Origin of the sequence: Streptomyces klenkii, from assembly GCF_003626645.1 — a bacterium.
Taxonomy (GTDB): domain Bacteria; phylum Actinomycetota; class Actinomycetes; order Streptomycetales; family Streptomycetaceae; genus Streptomyces; species Streptomyces klenkii.
The window spans coordinates 1-16,364 of record NZ_RBAM01000026.1 but is presented as its reverse complement, the minus strand read 5'-3'; the positions used below and the strand labels follow the sequence as shown (position 1 = coordinate 16,364).

Sequence of the window (16,364 nt, the reverse complement as noted above, 5' to 3'; positions counted from 1 at the left end):
GGCCCTTCGTTCGTCCAGCCCTTCAGCGGAGCATGGTCAGGCGGAGCGCACCGGCTCCCGGCGGCTGGCGATGACCTTCTTCGCCAGCGACCGCGGGCTGGTCAGGAAGCCGAACCCCCAGGACATGTGCATCGTGGCCAGCGCGAGCGGGATCTGTGCCCGCGCCTTCAGCGGCAGGCCCTTGCCCGCGGGCACCGAACCGGCGGTGATCGCCGCCAGGTAGCCGGCCGGCACGACCAGGCCCCACGGGGTGACCGCGGCGCCCACCACGACGCCCGCGGCGATGGCCACGACGGCGGTCGGCGCGGCGAGGTAGCGCAGGTTGATCGAGCCCTGGTGGTAGCGGGCCACGACGTGGCGCCAGCGGCCGTAGTTCTTGTACTGCTTGGCCAGCGCCTTCACGCTCGGGCGCGGCCGGTAGGAGACCTTCAGCTCCGGCGAGAACCAGATCAGCCCGCCCGCCTCGCGGATCCGGAAGTTCAGCTCCCAGTCCTGAGCGCGGATGAACTCCTCGTTGTACCCGCCCTGCTGCTCCAGCGCCTCGCGCCGGAAGACGCCCAGATACACGGTTTCGGCCGGGGCGGCGGCGCCGCCGGTGTGGAACGCGGCGTTGCCGACGCCGATCTTCGAGGTCATCGCCGCGGCGACGGCCTGCTCCCAGGCGTTCTCCCCCTCGGCGTGCATGATGCCGCCGACGTTCTGCGCGCCCGTCTCGTCGAGCAGGCGCACGGCCGTCGCGATGTAGTTCGGCGACAGCATGCCGTGGCCGTCCACGCGCACCACGATCGAGTGGCGGGACGCCTTGATCGCGGCATTGAGGGCGGCGGGCGTCCGGCCGGTGGGGTTCGGCACCGTGTGAACCCGCGGGTCTTCGCGCACGAGCTCGGCGGCGATCTCGTCCGTACGGTCCGTCGACGGGCCGAGGGCGATCACCACCTCCAGCTCGCCGGCGTAGTCCTGCTCCAGGATGTGCCGCACTGACGTGCGCAGATGCCGCTCCTCATTGAGCACCGGCATGATCACGGAAACGGCGGGCGGCTGCTGTTCGGACATGGTTCCTCGGGGATACGGGGTCCCCCCGGACGGATGGGGGAAGCCGACGGAGTCGTCCGTCACGTTACCGCTAATGGCGGAACGAACGCTCCCGCCCGGGTGGCAGCGCGCCTCCGGACGGCGTGGACACGCGGACTGCTGATCGTATTGACCTACGTTTGCCCTCCCTGTTCCGGCTTGTCCGGCCCGTCCGGGCTGTCCGGCCCGGGCGCCGGTTCCGGCCGCCTGCCCGCCCCGTCGTCCGCCGTGGAGGCCCGCCATGACCGCACCGGACCCGAGCACCTCCTCCGGCCGGGCCCGCCACAGCGCGCCCCGCCGGCCGCGCTGGGGGCTGCGCCTCGCCGTGTGCGGCGCCACGGTCGTCCTGGCGGCGAGCGGCCTCGGGCACGCGGTGGTGACGGGCATCGACCACCGCATCGACCGGGTGGACCCCTTCCGCGGCCTGTCGAACCGGCCGCCCGTCGCCGCCAGCAAGGGCATGAACATCCTGCTCGTCGGCACCGACGCCCGGGACCGGATCGACCCCGCGGAGCGGGAGCGCTACCACCTGGGCGGCGCGGCCTGCCACTGCACCGACACGGTGATGCTGCTGCACCTGTCCGCCGCCCGCGACCGGGTCTCCGTGATCAGCCTGCCGCGCGACAGCTACGCCGAGATCCCCGCGCACGTCGACCGGGCGGGCCGGCCGCGCCCCGCCCACCCGCAGAAGCTGAACGCCGCCTACGCCGAGGGCGGGCCCGGGCTCACCGTGCGGACCGTGGAGCAGCTCACCGGCGTGCACATGGATCACTACCTGGAGGTCGACTTCACGAGCTTCATGAAGACCGTGGACGTGGTGGGCGGGGTGCAGGTGTGCTCGGCGCGGCCGCTGAAGGACCCGTACAGCGGGCTCGACCTGCCGCCCGGCACGAGCACCCTCAACGGCGGGCAGGCCTTGCAGTACGTCCGCTCCCGCCACCTCGACGGGGCCTCCGACCTGGGCCGGATGCAGCGGCAGCAGCGCTTCCTGGCCGCGCTGCTGCACACGGCGACGGACGGCGGGGCGCTGCTGAACCCCGTGAAGTTCCAGCAGCTCGCCGCGACGCTGCTGGACTCGGTGCGGGCGGACCGGGGCTTCGACGGCGAGACGCTGATCGGGCTCGGCCGGGCGATGAAGAACCTCTCGCCGGCGTCGGCGGAGTTCGTGTCGGTGCCGGTGGTGTCCGCGAACCATCCCGTGCCGCGGGTCGGCTCGACGGTGAAGTGGGACGACGCCGCGGCCGGGCGGCTCTTCGAAGCCGTACGGGAGGACCTGCCGCTGTCGGCCCGTCCGCAGCGGCAGGCCCACGACGCGAAGCCGCCCGTGCCCGGGCCCGCGCTCCCGGCCTCCCCCGCGCCGTCGCCGCTGCCGTCGGAGGCGGCGCCGGGGCAGATCCGCATCCAGGTCTACAACGGCTCCGGCCGGCGGGGCCTCGCGGGTGAGACGGACCGCGCGCTGCGGGCCATGGGCTTCGCCACGACCGGGCAGCCCGCGGACGCGCCGGGGCCGGCGGTGCGGCGCACGGTGATCCAGTACGACCCGCGCTGGGACCACGCGGTCCGGACGCTGGCGTCGGCCCTGCCGGACGCGGAGCTGCGGCCCGTGGCGGGGCAGGGCCCGCTGATGAAGGTGACAGTGGGCACGGACTTCAGGACGGTGAGCCCGGTGAGCCCCGGAAGCCCGGTGAAGCCGCAGGCCCCGCGCCCGGGGGCGGTGTCCGGGGACAAGGTGCTGTGCCCGGAGAGAAGCCTGGTGTGAGCCGGGTGTGACTGGGGGCGGCGTGTGACCGGGGTCAGTCCTCGATGCCCTCGGCTGCCCGTGCGTCCCGCAGCTCCTTGATCGCCCGGCGGCGCGCCAGCCGGTGCGTGCGGCGGATCTGGGCCTCCTGGTAGCGGCGCCGGTCCTTCTCCGTCTCGGGGAGCACCGGCGGCACGACCCGCGGCTTCCCGTTCTCGTCGACGGCCGCGAAGACGAGGTACGCGCTGCCGACCTGGACCGCCGGCGTCGACTCGTTCCAGCGCTCGGCGAGCACCCGGACGCCGACCTCCATGGAGGACCGCCCGGTCCAGTTCACTTGAGCCTTCACGTGCACGAGGTCGCCCACCCGGACCGGCTCCAGGAAGGCCATCTCGTCCATGGAGGCGGTGACCGCAGGGCCCCCGGAGTGCCGGCCGGCCACGGCGCCGGCGACGTCGTCCACCAGCTTCATGATCACGCCGCCGTGGACGGTGCCCAGCAGATTGGTGTCGCTGCCCGTCATGATGTGCGAGAGCGTCGTGCGGGCGGCGGAGGTCGGCTTGCCGGCTATCTGCTCCGGGCTCCGGTCCTGAATGGTCATGTCCACCACTGTATGCCGGGTGCGTGCGGCCCGGAGGATTGCATCAGGTCTGCAACAGGCACGCCCCGAACACGTAGCCGACCGGCCGGTCCGTTCGCTCAGGGGGCACACTTCCTGCATGAGCGATTGGCCCGGTGGGCGGAGCGAGGACCGTCGGCAGGCGCACGGGCGCGGCAGCGCGGGCGCGGAGCCCGAGGGTGCGCGCGCCATGCCGCACGTGCGGCGGCGTCCCGCGCCGCCGCAGCAGTACAGCCCGCCCCAGGGCTACGACGGGGCCCCCGTCGCCGGCGGTCACCGCGTCGTCGGCCAGGGCGGCCCCGGTGACGGCTACGGCCGCCACGACAGTGACGGATACAACACCGGACAGGTCTACGGCCGCGGCGCCCCGAACGGACCGGGCGGTCCGGGGGGCCCGGGCGGCCCCGGCACCGGCGGGCGGCCCCGGCGCACCACCCGCCCGAACTGGCGCAAGCGCATCACGGTCGGCCTGGTGACCTTCCTCGCCGTGCTGCTCGCGGTCTCGGTCGGCACGTACTTCTGGGCCGACTCGAAGCTCCGCACCGAGGTGGACCTGAGCAAGGTCAAGGACCGGCCGGCGGGCGGCGAGGGCACGAACTACCTGATCGTCGGTTCCGACAGCCGCGAGGGCCTGTCGGACGAGGACAAGAAGGAACTGCACACGGGGTCGGCCGACGGCAAGCGCACCGACTCGATGATGATCCTGCACACCGGCGACAACGGCACCACGATGCTGAGCCTGCCGCGCGACTCGTGGGTCACCATCCCCGCCTTCACGGGCCGGAAGTCCGGCAAGCAGTTCCCGAAGTCCACCCACAAGCTCAACCAGGCGTACTCGGACGGCGGCCCGGAGCTGCTGGCGCAGACGATCGAGTTCAACACGGGCCTGCACATCGACCACTACGCGGAGATCGGCTTCGGCGGCTTCCGCAACCTGGTCGACGCACTGGGCGGCGTCGAGATGTGCCTGGACAAGCCGCTGAAGGACCGGGACTCGGGCGCGGACTTCAAGGCGGGCTGCCAGGAGCTGAACGGCGCCCAGTCGCTGGCGTTCGTCCGCCAGCGCCACCAGGAGGCCGACCAGGACCTGGGCCGCATGCGCAACCAGCAGAAGTTCCTGAACACGCTCGCGAAGCAGGCCGCCTCGCCCTCGACCGTCCTCAACCCCTTCCGCCTCTACCCGGTGATCGGCTCGGGCCTCGACACGCTCATCGTCGACAAGGACATGGGGCTGTTCGACCTGATGGACATGTTCTGGGCGATGAAGGGCGTCACGGGCGGCGACGGGCAGCAGATGACCGTGCCCATCGCCACCGCGAACCTGCCCACGCCGAGCGACGGCGTGGCCGTGAAGTGGGACATGGCCAAGGCCAACCAGCTCTTCGGGCAGCTGAAGAAGGACCAGAAGGTCACCGTCTCCGACAAGTGACGCCCCGGCTACGGCCGGCCTACGGCCGGCCCTGCCGCGTCATTCGTCGGGCTGCGTGGCGTTGATGACGGCGAACGTGCCGCCCTGCGGGTCCTGCACGACGGCCATGCGGCCCGCCATCATGTCGAACGGCGGCTTGAGGACGTTGCCGCCGGCGCGCACCAGCGCGTCGACCGTGCTGTCGGTGTCGTCCACGGAGAAGTACGTCAGCCAGTGCGAGGGCGTCCCCTCGGGGATGCCCTCGAGGCTGGCCAGCCCTTGCAGACCGCCGACCATGCGGCCGTCGACCTCCAGCGAGAAGTAGCCGGTGGCCCCTTCCATGGGGGCCGCCTTGATGCCGAGCGCCTTGGCGTAGAAGCCGGAGGCGGTGGCGGTGTCGCTGGTGTTGAGCTCGTTCCAGATCACGGCACCGGGCTCGTTGACGACCTTCGCGCCCGTGAAGTCGCGCGCCTGCCACAGCCCGAAGACGGCGCCCGTGGGGTCGGCGGCCACGGCCATCCGGCCGATGGTCATGACGTCCATGGCGGGCATCATCACCGTGCCGCCGTTGCTGACGATCCGGGACTGCGTGGCGTCCGCGTCGGCGGTCGCCAGATAGGTGGTCCACACGGTCGGCGGCATCGGGTCGGGCTTGCTGCCGTCCGGGTTCATCGCCGCCATGATCCCGGCGACGGGCTTGCCGTTCAGCTCGCAGACCGCGTACCCGCCGGTCTCCGCCGGCCCGACCTGGCCCTGCCAGCCGAAGAGGTCGCGGTAGAAGTCGAGCGCCGCCTGCTGGTCGGGAACCATGAGGTCCACCCAGCAGGGGGTGCCGGGGGCGTACGGGCCGGTGACGTCGGGCATGGTGGAGCCTCCAGGCAGCGGGCGGTTACGGACGTCCTCCCGTACAGGGTCGTCCTCGCCCGGCCGGCCCGCCAGCCCCATAGGTCCGTACGGGGAGGGAAGGGTGCCGGGCACCCTTCCCTCCCCGTACGGACCGTGGACGGCTACTTCGGCAGGTTGCGCGCCATGACGATGCGCTGGACCTGGTTCGTGCCCTCGTAGATCTGCGTGATCTTGGCGTCGCGCATCATCCGCTCCACCGGGTAGTCCCGCGTGTAGCCGTAGCCGCCGAGGAGCTGGACGGCGTCGGTGGTGACCTCCATGGCGACGTCCGAGGCGAAGCACTTGGCCGCGGCGCCCTGGAAGGTGAGGTCGGCGTCGCCGCGCTCGGACTTGGCGGCGGCCGCGTAGGTCAGCTGGCGGGCGGCCTCGATCTTCATCGCCATGTCGGCCAGCATGAACTGGACGCCCTGGAAGTCGCCGATCGGCTTGCCGAACTGCTTGCGCTCCTGGACGTAGCCCTTGGCGTAGTCGAGGGCGCCCTGGGCGACGCCGAGCGCCTGGGCCGCGATGGTGATGCGGGTGTGGTCCAGGGTCTTCATCGCGGTGGCGAAGCCCGTGCCCTCCGCGCCGATCATGCGGTCGGCGGGGATGCGGACGTTGTCGAGGTAGACCTCGCGGGTCGGGGAGCCCTTGATGCCGAGCTTCTTCTCCGGGGCGCCGAAGGAGACGCCCTCGTCGCTCTTCTCGACGACGAAGGCCGAGATGCCCTTGGAGCGCTTCTCGGGGTCCGTCACGGCCATGACCGTGTAGTAGTCGGAGACGCCGGCGTTGGTGATCCAGCGCTTGACGCCGTTGAGCACCCAGAAGTCGCCGTCGCGCACGGCGCGGGTCTTCATGCCGGCCGCGTCCGAGCCGGCGTCGGGCTCGCTGAGGCAGTACGAGAACATCGCGTCGCCCTTGGCGAGCGGGCCCATGTACTTCTTCTTCAGCTCCTCGGAGCCGGAGAGGATGACCGGCAGCGAACCGAGCTTGTTGACGGCGGGGATCAGCGAGGACGACACGCAGACGCGGGCGACCTCCTCGATGACGATCACCGTGGCGAGGGCGTCGGCGCCGGCGCCGCCGTACTCCTCGGGGACGTGCACGGCGTGCAGGTCGGTGGCGACGAGGGCGTCCAGGGCCTCCTGGGGGAAGCGGGCCTGCTCGTCCACGTCGGCGGCGTGCGGGGCGATCTTCTCCTCGGCAAGCTGGCGCACGACCTTGCGCAGCTCGTCGTGCTCCTCGGACGGCCGGTAGAGGTCGAAGTCCGTGTTTCCCGCCAAGGCGTACTCCCCTGAGAGTTAACTACCGTTTAGTAACCCAGATTCTAGGGGCGGCCCCGGGACACGGACTACGTGAGCTTGCCGACAGCGCCGCACGGCCCCCGCCGCTACGGCCCTCACCCCGCTCCTTCCCTGCTCGGGGCCCGACTATGCTCGGGCACCGCAGTCCCGCCCGTCAGCACATGGAGCACGCATGGCCCCCAGGATCACCGTGATCGGCACCGGCTACCTCGGCGCGACGCATGCCGCGGCCATGGCCGAGCTCGGCTTCGAGGTGCTGGGCCTCGACGTGGACCCCGGGAAGATCGAGATGCTCGGGCGCGGCAAGGTCCCGATGTACGAGCCGGGCCTGGAGGAACTGCTCCAGAAGCACGTCGCCGGGCTGGACGGCTCGACCGGGCGGCTGCGCTTCACGACCTCCTGGGAGGAGGTCGGCGAGTTCGGCGACGTCCACTTCGTCTGCGTGAACACCCCGCAGAAGCACGGCGAGTACGCGTGCGACATGTCCTACGTCGACGCCGCCGTCAGCTCCCTCGCCGCCGTGCTGCACCGGCCCGCGCTCGTCGTCGGCAAGTCCACCGTCCCGGTCGGCAGCGCCGCCCGGCTCGCCCGGCTGCTCACCGAGCTGGCCCCGGCCGGCGACGAGGTCGAGCTGGCCTGGAACCCCGAGTTCCTGCGCGAGGGCTTCGCCGTCCAGGACACGCTGCACCCCGACCGCATCGTCGTCGGCGTCGCCGGCGAGCGGGGCGAGAAGCTGCTGCGCGAGGTGTACGCCGGGCCGATCGGGGACGGCGCGCCGTTCGTCGTCGCCGACTACCCGACCGCCGAGCTGGTCAAGACCGCCGCGAACTCCTTCCTCGCCACGAAGATCTCCTTCATCAACGCCATGGCCGAGGTGTGCGAGGCCGCCGACGGCGACGTCGTGAAGCTGGCCGAGGCCATAGGGCACGACGACCGCATCGGCAAGAAGTTCCTGCGCGCCGGCGTCGGCTTCGGCGGCGGCTGCCTGCCCAAGGACATCCGCGCCTTCATGGCGCGGGCCGGTGAGCTGGGCGCCGACCAGGCGCTGACCTTCCTCCGCGAGGTCGACTCCATCAACATGCGCCGCCGCGCACACATGGTGGAGCTGGCGCGCGAGGCGGTCGGCGGCAGCTTCCTCGGACAGCGGGTCGCCGTCCTCGGCGCGACGTTCAAGCCGGACTCGGACGACGTCCGCGACTCCCCCGCGCTCAACGTCGCCGGGCAGATCCACCTCCAGGGCGGCCAGGTCACGGTCTACGACCCGAAGGGCATGGAGAACGCGCGCCGCCTCTTCCCCACCCTCGCCTACGCGCCGAGCGCGCTGGAGGCGTGCCGGGGCGCGCGGGTGGTGCTGCACCTGACGGAGTGGGGCGAGTTCCGGGAGCTCGACCCGGAGGCGTTCGGCGCCGTCGTCGCCGAACGCCACCTCATCGACGGCCGCAACGCACTGGACGCCGCCGCGTGGCGCGGGGCGGGCTGGACGTTCCGCGCGATGGGCCGCCCGCGCGCGTAGCGGGGCCGGAGGCGAGGCCTCACAGCTCGCTCAGGCGGCGGGCGGGCCGTCCAGGACGTCGATCGTCGCGATCGACGGGCCCCGTACCGCGGACGCGTCCCGCGCCACGTCCTCCGCGGCCCGCAGCACCCGTACCGCGTTCTGCCACGTGAGCTTGGCCAGGTCCGTGTCGGACCAGCCGCGCCGCAGGAGTTCGGCGATGAGGTTGGGGTAGCCGGCGACGTCGGCGAGGTCGGCCGGGGTGAAGGCCGTGCCGTCGAAGTCGCCGCCGATGCCGATGTGGTCGACGCCGGCGACCTCGCGCATGTGGTCGAGGTGGTCGGCGACCGTCGCCGCCGTGGCGAGCGGCCGCGGGTGCTCCGTCTCGAAGGCGCCGTGGAGCTCCATCGCCCGCCGCGAGGTGTCCAGGTGGTGCAGGCCGTGCGCGCGCAGGTTCTCGTCGGCGGCCTTCGTCCAGGCGACGGCCGCGGGCAGGATGAACTTGGGGACGAACGTGGCCATGGCCACGCCCCCGTTCGCGGCGAGCGCGCCGAGCACGTCGTCCGGCACGTTGCGCGGGTGGTCGCAGACCGCCCGCGCCGACGAGTGCGAGAAGATCACCGGTGCTTCGCTCACGCGCAGCGCGTCCCGCATCGTGTCGGCGGAGACGTGCGAGAGGTCGACGAGCATGCCGACCCGGTTCATCTCGCGCACGACCTCCTCGCCGAAGCGCGTCAGCCCGCCCACCGCGGGGACGTCCGTGGCGGAGTCGGCCCACGGGACGTTGTCGTTGTGGGTGAGGGTCATGTAGCGCACGCCGAGCCGGTGCAGCGCCCGCAGCGTGGCCAGGGAGCAGTTGATGCTGTGCCCGCCCTCGGCGCCCATCAGGGAGGCGATGCGCCCTTCGGCGCGGGCCGCCTCCATGTCGTCGGCGGTGAAGGCGAGCCGCAGGTCGCCGGGGTAGCGGTCGGCCAGCTGCCGTACGACGTCGATCTGTTCGAGCGTGGCGCTGACGGCCTCGTCCCCGGCCAGGTCCGTGCGGACGTACACCGACCAGAACTGGGCCCCGACCCCGCCCGCCCGCAGCCGCGGCAGGTCGGTGTGGAGCCCGGTGGCGCTCTGGTCCGCGGCGATGTCGCGCCGGTCGAGGTCGTAGCGGACCTGCTGGCGCAGCGCCCAGGGCAGGTCGTTGTGGCCGTCGACGACGGGGTGGGCGGCGAGGAGCCCGCGGGCGCGTTCCAGCAGCTGCTCCGTCATCGTCGCTCCCTGATCCTGTTCCCCGGTGCTGTCCCCGGTGGTCACTTGCCGAATCCGAAGCCCGCGCCGCCCTGCACCTTCGCGCGCAGGCGCCGGCCCTTGTCGGTGGCCTGTTCGTTGAGCTCTTCCTGGAAGTGCTCCATGCGGGCGAGCAGGTCGCCGTCGTGCGCGGCGAGCATGCGGACGGCCAGCAGGCCGGCGTTGCGGGCGCCGGCGACCGAGACCGTGGCGACGGGCACGCCGGCGGGCATCTGGACGATGGACAGCAGGGAGTCCATGCCGTCCAGGTACTTCAGCGGCACGGGCACGCCGATGACCGGCAGGGGCGTGACGGAGGCCAGCATGCCGGGCAGGTGGGCGGCGCCGCCCGCGCCCGCGATGATCGCCTTGAGGCCGCGGCCGGCGGCCCGCTCCCCGTAGGCGACCATCTCGCGCGGCATGCGGTGCGCGGAGACGACGTCGACCTCGTAGGGGACCTCGAACTCGTCCAGGGCCTGGGCCGCGGCTTCCATGACGGGCCAGTCGGAGTCGGAGCCCATGACGATGCCGACGACGGGGGAGGCAGTCATTCCGTGATCGTTCCTCGCAGATATCCGGCGGCGTGGCTCGCGCGCTCGCGCACATCCGCCAGATCGTCGCCGTAGGTGTTGACGTGTCCGACCTTGCGACCGGGCTTGACGTCCTTGCCGTACATATGGATCTTCAGGCCCGGGTCGCGTGCCATGCAATGGAGGTACGCGGAATACATGTCGGGATAGTCACCGCCGAGCACGTTGGCCATGACGGTCCACTTGGCGCGCGGGCGGGGGTCGCCGAGCGGCAGGTCGAGCACGGCGCGCACGTGGTTGGCGAACTGCGAGGTGACCGCGCCGTCCTGGGTCCAGTGGCCGGAGTTGTGCGGGCGCATCGCGAGCTCGTTGACGAGGATGCGGCCGTCGGCGGTCTCGAACAGCTCCACGGCGAGGTGCCCGACGACGCCGAGCTCCTTGGCGACCTTGAGCGCGAGCTGCTGCGCCTGCGCGGACAGCTCGGCGGAGAGGCCGGGCGCGGGGGCGATCACCGTGTCGCACACGCCGTCGACCTGGACGGACTCGACGACGGGGTACGAGACGGCCTGGCCGTGCGGGGAGCGGACGACGTTGGCCGCGAGCTCGCGGACGAAGGCGACCTTCTCCTCGGCGAGGACGGGCACGCCGGCGCGGAAGGGCTCACTCGCCTCTTCTGCGCTGCGGACGATCCAAACCCCCTTTCCGTCGTATCCGCCGCGCACCGTCTTCAGGACGACGGGGAAGCCGTCGCCTTCGGCGGCGAAGCGCTCCACATCGGCGGGGTCCTCGACGAGGCGGTGCCGGGGGCACGGCACTCCGATCGCGTCGAGCTTCGCCCGCATCACGCCCTTGTCCTGGGCGTGCACCAATGCGTCGGGCCCGGGGCGGACGGGGATGCCGTCGGCCTCCAGGGCCCGGAGGTGCTCGGTCGGAACGTGCTCGTGATCGAAGGTGATCACGTCACACCCTTGTGCGAAAGCACGAAGGGTTTCCAGGTCGCGGTAGTCGCCGATGACGACGTCGCTGACCACCTGGGCCGCCGAGTCCTGCGGAGTATCGCTGAGCAGCTTGAACTTGATGCCGAGGGGGATGCCCGCCTCGTGGGTCATGCGGGCGAGCTGGCCGCCGCCGACCATGCCGACTACCGGAAACGTCACGCCCCCAGGGTATCCGTACGAGGGAACCGCCCCGGACTGCGTTCGGAGGATCATCCGAAAAGGCGGTGTCTGCCCCGATGGCCGATATGACTCCCGTTCGTCTCACGTTCACCGACTCCGTCCATCGGCCGCCGAGCCCGCTCGCTAGCATGAAAGCTGCCCCACGCCCCCACGACGCCCATTAAACGGAGCCTGACGATCTCATGAGTCAACGGCGCACAGTGCGTTCCCGGCTGGAGCGGGTGGCCCGCGAAATCGCGAAGTTCGGCGCGGTCGGGGCCATCGGGTTCGTGGTCAACTTCATCGTCTTCAACATCTGTGTCCACGGGTTCCACCTCGCGGTGGTCCGCTCGGGCGTGATCGCCACGGCCGTGGCCATCGCCACGAACTACGTCGGCAACCGGTACTGGACCTACCGCGACTGCGACCGGAGCCGGCGCAGCCGCGAGATGAGCCTGTTCCTGCTGTTCAGCGGCGCCGGGCTGATCATCGAGAACGGCATCCTGGCGCTCTCGCACTACGGCTTCGGCCTGACGTCCCCGCTCGCGGACAACATCGCGAAGAACGTGATCGGACTGGGGATAGGAACGGTCTTCCGCTTCTGGTCCTACCGCACGTGGGTCTTCCGCGCCCAGGCCGTGGAGACTGCGGAATCGTTCCTGGCAGCCGATGCCGAGGCGCGGGTGGACGCCCGCAAGTAGCGTCAGCCCGGGATGTGGATGTCCGGCTCTTCGGATTCGCGGCTGAGGAAGAGGGCGAACACCGGGGGGTTCGCCTGGAGGAGCTCCAGGCGGCCGCCGTCGGCCTCCGCGAGGTCCCGGGCGACCGCGAGCCCCAGCCCGGTGGAGTTCCGCCCGCTGACGGTGCGCTCGAAGACCCGCGCGCCGAGGTCCGGCGGCACTCCGGGCCCCTCGTCGGTGACCTCCACGACCGCCTGGTTGCCGGTGACGCGCGTCCGCAGGGCGACCGTGCCGTCGCCGTGCATCAGCGAATTCTCGATGAGGGTGGCGAGGACCTGGGCGACCGCGCCCGGCGTGCCGACGGCCCGCAGCCCCTGCTTGCCCGAGCGCACGATGGCGCGGCCCTCGCTGCGCGAGGCGGGCCGCCACTCCTCGATCTGCTGCTTGATGACCTCGTCCAGGTCGAAGGTGACGGCCGAGCTGGACTTGGGGTCGCGGGAATTGGTGAGGAGCCGCTGGACGACGTCGGTGAGCCGCTCGACCTGGGTGAGGGCGATCGTCGCCTCTTCCTTGACCGTCTCCGGCTCGTCGGTGAGCGTGATCTCCTCCAGCCGCATGGACAGCGCCGTCAGCGGCGTCCGCAGCTGGTGCGAGGCGTCCGCGGCCAGCCGCCGCTCGGCGGTGAGCATCCGCGCGATCCGCTCGGCGCTGCTGTCCAGGACGTCGGCGACCCGGTCCAGCTCGGGCACCCCGTAGCGGCGGTGGCGGGGCCTGGGGTCGCCGGAGCCGAGCCGCTCGGCGGTCTCGGCGAGGTCGGTGAGCGGCGCGGTGAGCCGGTTGGCCTGCCGTACGGCCAGGAAGACGGCGGCGACCACGGCGAGCAGCGCCACCGCGAGGATCACCAGCAGCGTGCGGCCGACCTCGCGGCTGACCGTGGAGCGGGACTCCTCGACGCGGACGAGCTCGCCGTGGTCGCCCTTCTGCGTATTGGCGATGACACCGCCCTCGGGCCGGTCGCCGATCTCGATCGGCGCGCGCCCGGGGATCTCGATCCGGGCGTACCGGTCGGCGGTGATCTGCTCGCTGAGCACCCCGGACTCGACCCGCTCGCCCCCGACCAGCCGGCTGTCGACGATGCTGACGAGCCGTACGGCCTCGGACTGCACGCTCTCCTGGGCGCTGCTCTCGATCGTGCGGGTCTCGACGATGACGAGCGAGATGCCGAAGACGGCGATCACGACGAGGACGACGGCGAGCGTGGAATTGATCAGTCGGCGGCGCACGGGTTGCCCTCCGGGGCGGGTGGTACGAACGCTGGCCCCCGCCGCGCGGGCCGTCGGCACGGCCCGCGCGGCGGCCGGACTCAGCTCTTCTCGAAGCGGAACCCGACGCCCCGCACGGTGGCGATGTAGCGGGGGTTGGCCGCGTCGTCGCCGAGCTTCTTGCGCAGCCAGGAGATGTGCATGTCGAGGGTCTTGGTGGAGGACCACCACGTGGTGTCCCAGACCTCGCGCATCAGCTGATCGCGGGTGACCACGCGCCCGGCGTCCCGGACGAGCACCCGCAGCAGGTCGAACTCCTTCGCCGTCAGCTGGAGTTCCTCGTCGCCCATCCAGGCGCGGTGCGACTCGACGTCGATGCGCACGCCGTGCGTGGCGGGCGGCTGCTGGTGGGCCTCCACGGTGCCGCGCCGCAGCAGGGCCCGGACGCGGGCCAGCAGTTCGGCGAGACGGAAGGGCTTGGTGACGTAGTCGTCGGCGCCGGCGTCCAGGCCGACGACGGTGTCCACCTCGTCCGCGCGGGCGGTCAGTACGAGGACCGGGAAGCCGTGGCCTTCGGTGCGCAGCCGGCGGCAGACCTCCAGTCCGTCCATGCCGGGCAGCCCGAGGTCGAGGACGAGCAGGTCCACCCCTCCCTTGAGCCCGGCGTCCAGCGCCGTGGGACCGTCTTCTCGCACCTCCACCTCATACCCCTCGCGGCGCAGTGCGCGTGCGAGCGGCTCCGAGATGGACGCGTCATCCTCGGCGAGCAGTACTCGGGTCATGCAGTGATGGTAGTCCGCGCGGGCCCACGTCAGAGGCGTACCGGCGGCTACCCGCGGCAACCCTTGACAGCCCGGTACAGACCTTTAGAGGTGCCCGAACGGTTCCCCGGGGCGGTGTGATCCGCGTCTCAACTCCTTCCGTTTGCGGGCGGGGTGTGACGTATGGTGACCAGACGTCTGTAGCTACAAGGGGGCCTTTCGGATCGTTCTCGGCGCGCCGAAGGCCTCTGTCGTACCGAGGACTGGATACCCCAGTCTTGTTACACAGTGAATGACCTGGCGGCCGGGTCCGTCGCGCGAAGGTGCGCGAGGGCGTGGATCCCGGTGACGGCTGTCCTTTCGCTCCCTTGGAGGAGAGAGCGAGCCCCTTGGACGTGGGGCGGGCGGCGCGGTACCGGTGCCGGCCAACCCCCACCCGGGCGCGTAGCAGCTGCAAGCGGCGCGTCCCGAGCACACAAGGATCGACATGGCGTCCAGCCTGACGAAGGGTGCGGCCCAGCAGGAGAAGACCTCTCCCGTTTCCGGCGGCAAGACCTTCCTCGGCCACCCCCGCGGCCTGGCCCCCCTCTTCATGACGGAGATGTGGGAGCGCTTCAGCTACTACGGCATGCGCGCCCTCCTCGTCGTCTACCTGATCGCAGGCGGCCCGGACGCGAAGCCCGACAGCCAGGGCGGCGGTCTGGCCATGCCCGAGGCGAGCTCGGTGGCCATCTACTCCGTCTACGTGGCGATGGTCTACCTGCTGGCCATGCCCGGCGGCTGGTTCGGCGACCGCGTCTGGGGCCCGCGCAAGACGGTCGCCATCGCGGCGGGCGTCATCATGGCCGGTCACCTGACCCTGGCCGTTCCGGGCAAGCCGACCTTCTTCGCCGGCCTCGCGCTGGTGGCGATCGGTTCGGGCCTGCTGAAGGCCAACATCTCCACGATGGTCGGCCATCTCTACGACGGCCCGCAGGACCCGCGCCGCGACGGCGGCTTCACGATCTTCTACATCGGTGTGAACACCGGTGCCTTCGCGGCGCCGCTGGTCATCGGCACCGTCGGCCAGAAGGTCAACTGGCACCTGGGCTTCGCGATCGCCGCGGTCGGCATGGGTCTCGGCCTGCTCTTCTTCCTGTGGGGCACCCGCCACCTCAGCCCGCAGAGCAGCGTCGTCCCGAAGCCGCTGACGGCCGCCGAGCGCAAGTCGACGCTCATGAAGGTCGCCCTCTGGCTGGCCGTCGCCGTCGCCTTCTACGGCATCGTCGGCGGCACGGGTCACTTCACGCAGAAGTGGGCCACGATCCCGCTCGCGCTGGTCGGCCTGATCGTCCCGATCACGGTCCTGACCCGCATCAAGCGCGACAAGGACCTGACCGCGAACGAGCAGACCAAGGTCAGCGGCTACATCTGGTTCTTCGTCGCCGCCGCCGTGTTCTGGATGATCTTCGACCAGGCGGGCTCGACGATGTCGACCTTCGCCGAGAAGAAGACCACGGACAACGTCTTCGGCATCGGCTTCCCGTCGACCTGGTTCCAGTCGGTGAACCCGCTGTGGGTCATGGCCATCGCGCCGATCTTCGCGTCGATGTGGCTGATGCTGGCCCGCCGTGACCGCGAGCCCAGCACCACGGTGAAGTTCTCGATGGCCATGGTCATCATCGGTGCCTCGTTCTTCGTCTTCGCCATCCCGATGGCGATGGCCTCGGACGGCACGAAGGTCACCCCCGCCTGGCTGCTGATGATCTACGGCATCCAGACCATGGGTGAGCTGTGCCTCTCCCCGGTCGGTCTGTCGCTGACCACGAAGATGGCGCCGCAGAAGTACGCGAGCCAGATGATGGGTGTCTGGTTCCTCGCGGTGACCGCGGGTGACTGCACGATGTCGCTGCTGACGGAGGCGGGTGTCGACCTCAACGGCTCCGCCGTGATCCTCGGACAGGCGGCGGCCGCCACCCTGGCCGGCTTCGCGGTGTGGATGTCCCGCAAGCGGATCGAGGGCCTGATGGGCGACGTCCGCTAAGAGCACCACGTAAAAGGGCCCCCGGCGCAAGGACTTCCGTTCTAGTGGTCGTCGCAACACCCCAGCTCAGGGGATGCGATGGACCACCAGATCCGGGGGGACCGGAGGCCGCAGGGACGGAAGAAGCTGACCGCTGAGCGGGCGGCATACTTCCAGCTC

14 protein-coding genes are annotated in these 16,364 nt (G+C 71.3%); 5 read left to right on the top strand and 9 right to left on the bottom strand.

All coding sequences use genetic code 11. The features are described from left to right. Positions 1-36: 36 nt before the first annotated feature. Positions 37-1,053 (bottom strand): glycosyltransferase family 2 protein, encoded by a 1,017-nt coding sequence (locus tag D7231_RS32465; RefSeq protein ID WP_120759556.1) that lies wholly within the window; start codon positions 1,051-1,053, stop codon positions 37-39. A gap of 259 nt (positions 1,054-1,312) precedes the next feature. Between D7231_RS32465 and D7231_RS32460 the strand changes: the two genes are divergently transcribed. Beyond that, a complete protein-coding gene (locus D7231_RS32460; RefSeq protein ID WP_120759554.1) occupies positions 1,313-2,830 on the top strand; it encodes an LCP family protein in 1,518 nt (505 codons plus the stop codon). A gap of 34 nt (positions 2,831-2,864) precedes the next feature. Here D7231_RS32460 and D7231_RS32455 read toward each other — a convergent pair whose 3' ends face one another. Then, positions 2,865-3,410, bottom strand: a complete 546-nt coding sequence (locus D7231_RS32455; protein WP_120759606.1) for an acyl-CoA thioesterase — start codon at positions 3,408-3,410, stop codon at positions 2,865-2,867. 118 nt (positions 3,411-3,528) lie between these two features. Between D7231_RS32455 and D7231_RS32450 the strand changes: the two genes are divergently transcribed. Further along, a complete protein-coding gene (locus tag D7231_RS32450; protein WP_120759552.1) occupies positions 3,529-4,857 on the top strand; it encodes an LCP family protein in 1,329 nt (442 codons plus the stop codon). 39 nt (positions 4,858-4,896) lie between these two features. Here D7231_RS32450 and D7231_RS32445 read toward each other — a convergent pair whose 3' ends face one another. Together D7231_RS32445 and D7231_RS32440 are read right to left on the bottom strand one after the other, a co-directional pair. After that, positions 4,897-5,700 carry a VOC family protein gene (locus tag D7231_RS32445; protein ID WP_120759550.1) on the bottom strand — a complete coding sequence of 268 codons (804 nt, stop codon included), beginning with the start codon at positions 5,698-5,700 and terminating at the stop codon, positions 4,897-4,899. Between the two features lie 143 nt (positions 5,701-5,843). Continuing rightward, the gene (locus tag D7231_RS32440; RefSeq protein WP_120759547.1) at positions 5,844-7,004 is read right to left on the bottom strand and encodes an acyl-CoA dehydrogenase; all 1,161 of its coding nucleotides are present in this window, start codon (positions 7,002-7,004) and stop codon (positions 5,844-5,846) included. A 193-nt stretch (positions 7,005-7,197) separates the two neighbouring features. Between D7231_RS32440 and D7231_RS32435 the strand changes: the two genes are divergently transcribed. Then, positions 7,198-8,538 carry a UDP-glucose dehydrogenase family protein gene (locus tag D7231_RS32435; protein ID WP_120759545.1) on the top strand — a complete coding sequence of 447 codons (1,341 nt, stop codon included), beginning with the start codon at positions 7,198-7,200 and terminating at the stop codon, positions 8,536-8,538. A gap of 30 nt (positions 8,539-8,568) precedes the next feature. On the opposite strand, the gene D7231_RS32430 is transcribed toward D7231_RS32435, so the two are convergent. The 3 genes from D7231_RS32430 to D7231_RS32420 are packed head-to-tail and all read right to left on the bottom strand — an operon-like array spanning position 8,569 to position 11,533. Beyond that, positions 8,569-9,774, bottom strand: coding sequence for a dipeptidase (locus tag D7231_RS32430; RefSeq protein WP_120759543.1), 1,206 nt, complete (start codon positions 9,772-9,774; stop codon positions 8,569-8,571). Positions 9,775-9,815: 41 nt separating this feature from the next. Then, a complete protein-coding gene (gene purE / locus D7231_RS32425) occupies positions 9,816-10,343 on the bottom strand; it encodes a 5-(carboxyamino)imidazole ribonucleotide mutase (protein WP_120759541.1) in 528 nt (175 codons plus the stop codon). After that, on the bottom strand, positions 10,340-11,533 hold the full coding sequence (locus D7231_RS32420) for a 5-(carboxyamino)imidazole ribonucleotide synthase (protein WP_242000039.1): 1,194 nt from the start codon (positions 11,531-11,533) through the stop codon (positions 10,340-10,342). The genes purE and D7231_RS32420 overlap by 4 nt, the downstream gene beginning before the upstream one ends. Positions 11,534-11,682: 149 nt before the next feature. On the opposite strand from D7231_RS32420, the gene D7231_RS32415 reads away from it, so the two are divergent. Next, on the top strand, positions 11,683-12,180 hold the full coding sequence (locus D7231_RS32415; RefSeq protein WP_120759537.1) for a GtrA family protein: 498 nt from the start codon (positions 11,683-11,685) through the stop codon (positions 12,178-12,180). Positions 12,181-12,182: 2 nt separating this feature from the next. Here D7231_RS32415 and D7231_RS32410 read toward each other — a convergent pair whose 3' ends face one another. Together D7231_RS32410 and D7231_RS32405 are read right to left on the bottom strand one after the other, a co-directional pair. Further along, positions 12,183-13,442: an ATP-binding protein gene (locus tag D7231_RS32410; protein ID WP_120759534.1), complete on the bottom strand. Its 1,260-nt coding sequence runs from the start codon at positions 13,440-13,442 to the stop codon at positions 12,183-12,185. Positions 13,443-13,522: 80 nt separating this feature from the next. Further along, the gene (locus tag D7231_RS32405) at positions 13,523-14,203 is read right to left on the bottom strand and encodes a response regulator transcription factor (protein WP_030365213.1); all 681 of its coding nucleotides are present in this window, start codon (positions 14,201-14,203) and stop codon (positions 13,523-13,525) included. 466 nt (positions 14,204-14,669) lie between these two features. Here D7231_RS32405 and D7231_RS32400 point away from each other — a divergent pair, with 466 nt between their 5' ends. Continuing rightward, a complete protein-coding gene (locus D7231_RS32400; RefSeq protein ID WP_120759532.1) occupies positions 14,670-16,205 on the top strand; it encodes a peptide MFS transporter in 1,536 nt (511 codons plus the stop codon). Positions 16,206-16,364: the final 159 nt, after the last annotated feature.

Excerpts from the sequence above, each read along its gene's own strand:
- D7231_RS32465 (WP_120759556.1), bottom strand. The coding sequence starts at position 1,053 with ATGTCCGAACAGCAGCCGCCCGCCGTTTCCGTGATCATGCCGGTGCTC.
- D7231_RS32460 (WP_120759554.1), top strand. The coding sequence starts at position 1,313 with ATGACCGCACCGGACCCGAGCACCTCCTCCGGCCGGGCCCGCCACAGC.
- D7231_RS32455 (WP_120759606.1), bottom strand. The coding sequence starts at position 3,410 with ATGACCATTCAGGACCGGAGCCCGGAGCAGATAGCCGGCAAGCCGACC.
- D7231_RS32450 (WP_120759552.1), top strand. The coding sequence starts at position 3,529 with ATGAGCGATTGGCCCGGTGGGCGGAGCGAGGACCGTCGGCAGGCGCAC.
- D7231_RS32445 (WP_120759550.1), bottom strand. The coding sequence starts at position 5,700 with ATGCCCGACGTCACCGGCCCGTACGCCCCCGGCACCCCCTGCTGGGTG.
- D7231_RS32435 (WP_120759545.1), top strand. The coding sequence starts at position 7,198 with ATGGCCCCCAGGATCACCGTGATCGGCACCGGCTACCTCGGCGCGACG.
- D7231_RS32430 (WP_120759543.1), bottom strand. The coding sequence starts at position 9,774 with ATGACGGAGCAGCTGCTGGAACGCGCCCGCGGGCTCCTCGCCGCCCAC.
- purE (WP_120759541.1), bottom strand. The coding sequence starts at position 10,343 with ATGACTGCCTCCCCCGTCGTCGGCATCGTCATGGGCTCCGACTCCGAC.
- D7231_RS32420 (WP_242000039.1), bottom strand. The coding sequence starts at position 11,533 with ATGATCCTCCGAACGCAGTCCGGGGCGGTTCCCTCGTACGGATACCCT.
- D7231_RS32415 (WP_120759537.1), top strand. The coding sequence starts at position 11,683 with ATGAGTCAACGGCGCACAGTGCGTTCCCGGCTGGAGCGGGTGGCCCGC.
- D7231_RS32405 (WP_030365213.1), bottom strand. The coding sequence starts at position 14,203 with ATGACCCGAGTACTGCTCGCCGAGGATGACGCGTCCATCTCGGAGCCG.
- D7231_RS32400 (WP_120759532.1), top strand. The coding sequence starts at position 14,670 with ATGGCGTCCAGCCTGACGAAGGGTGCGGCCCAGCAGGAGAAGACCTCT.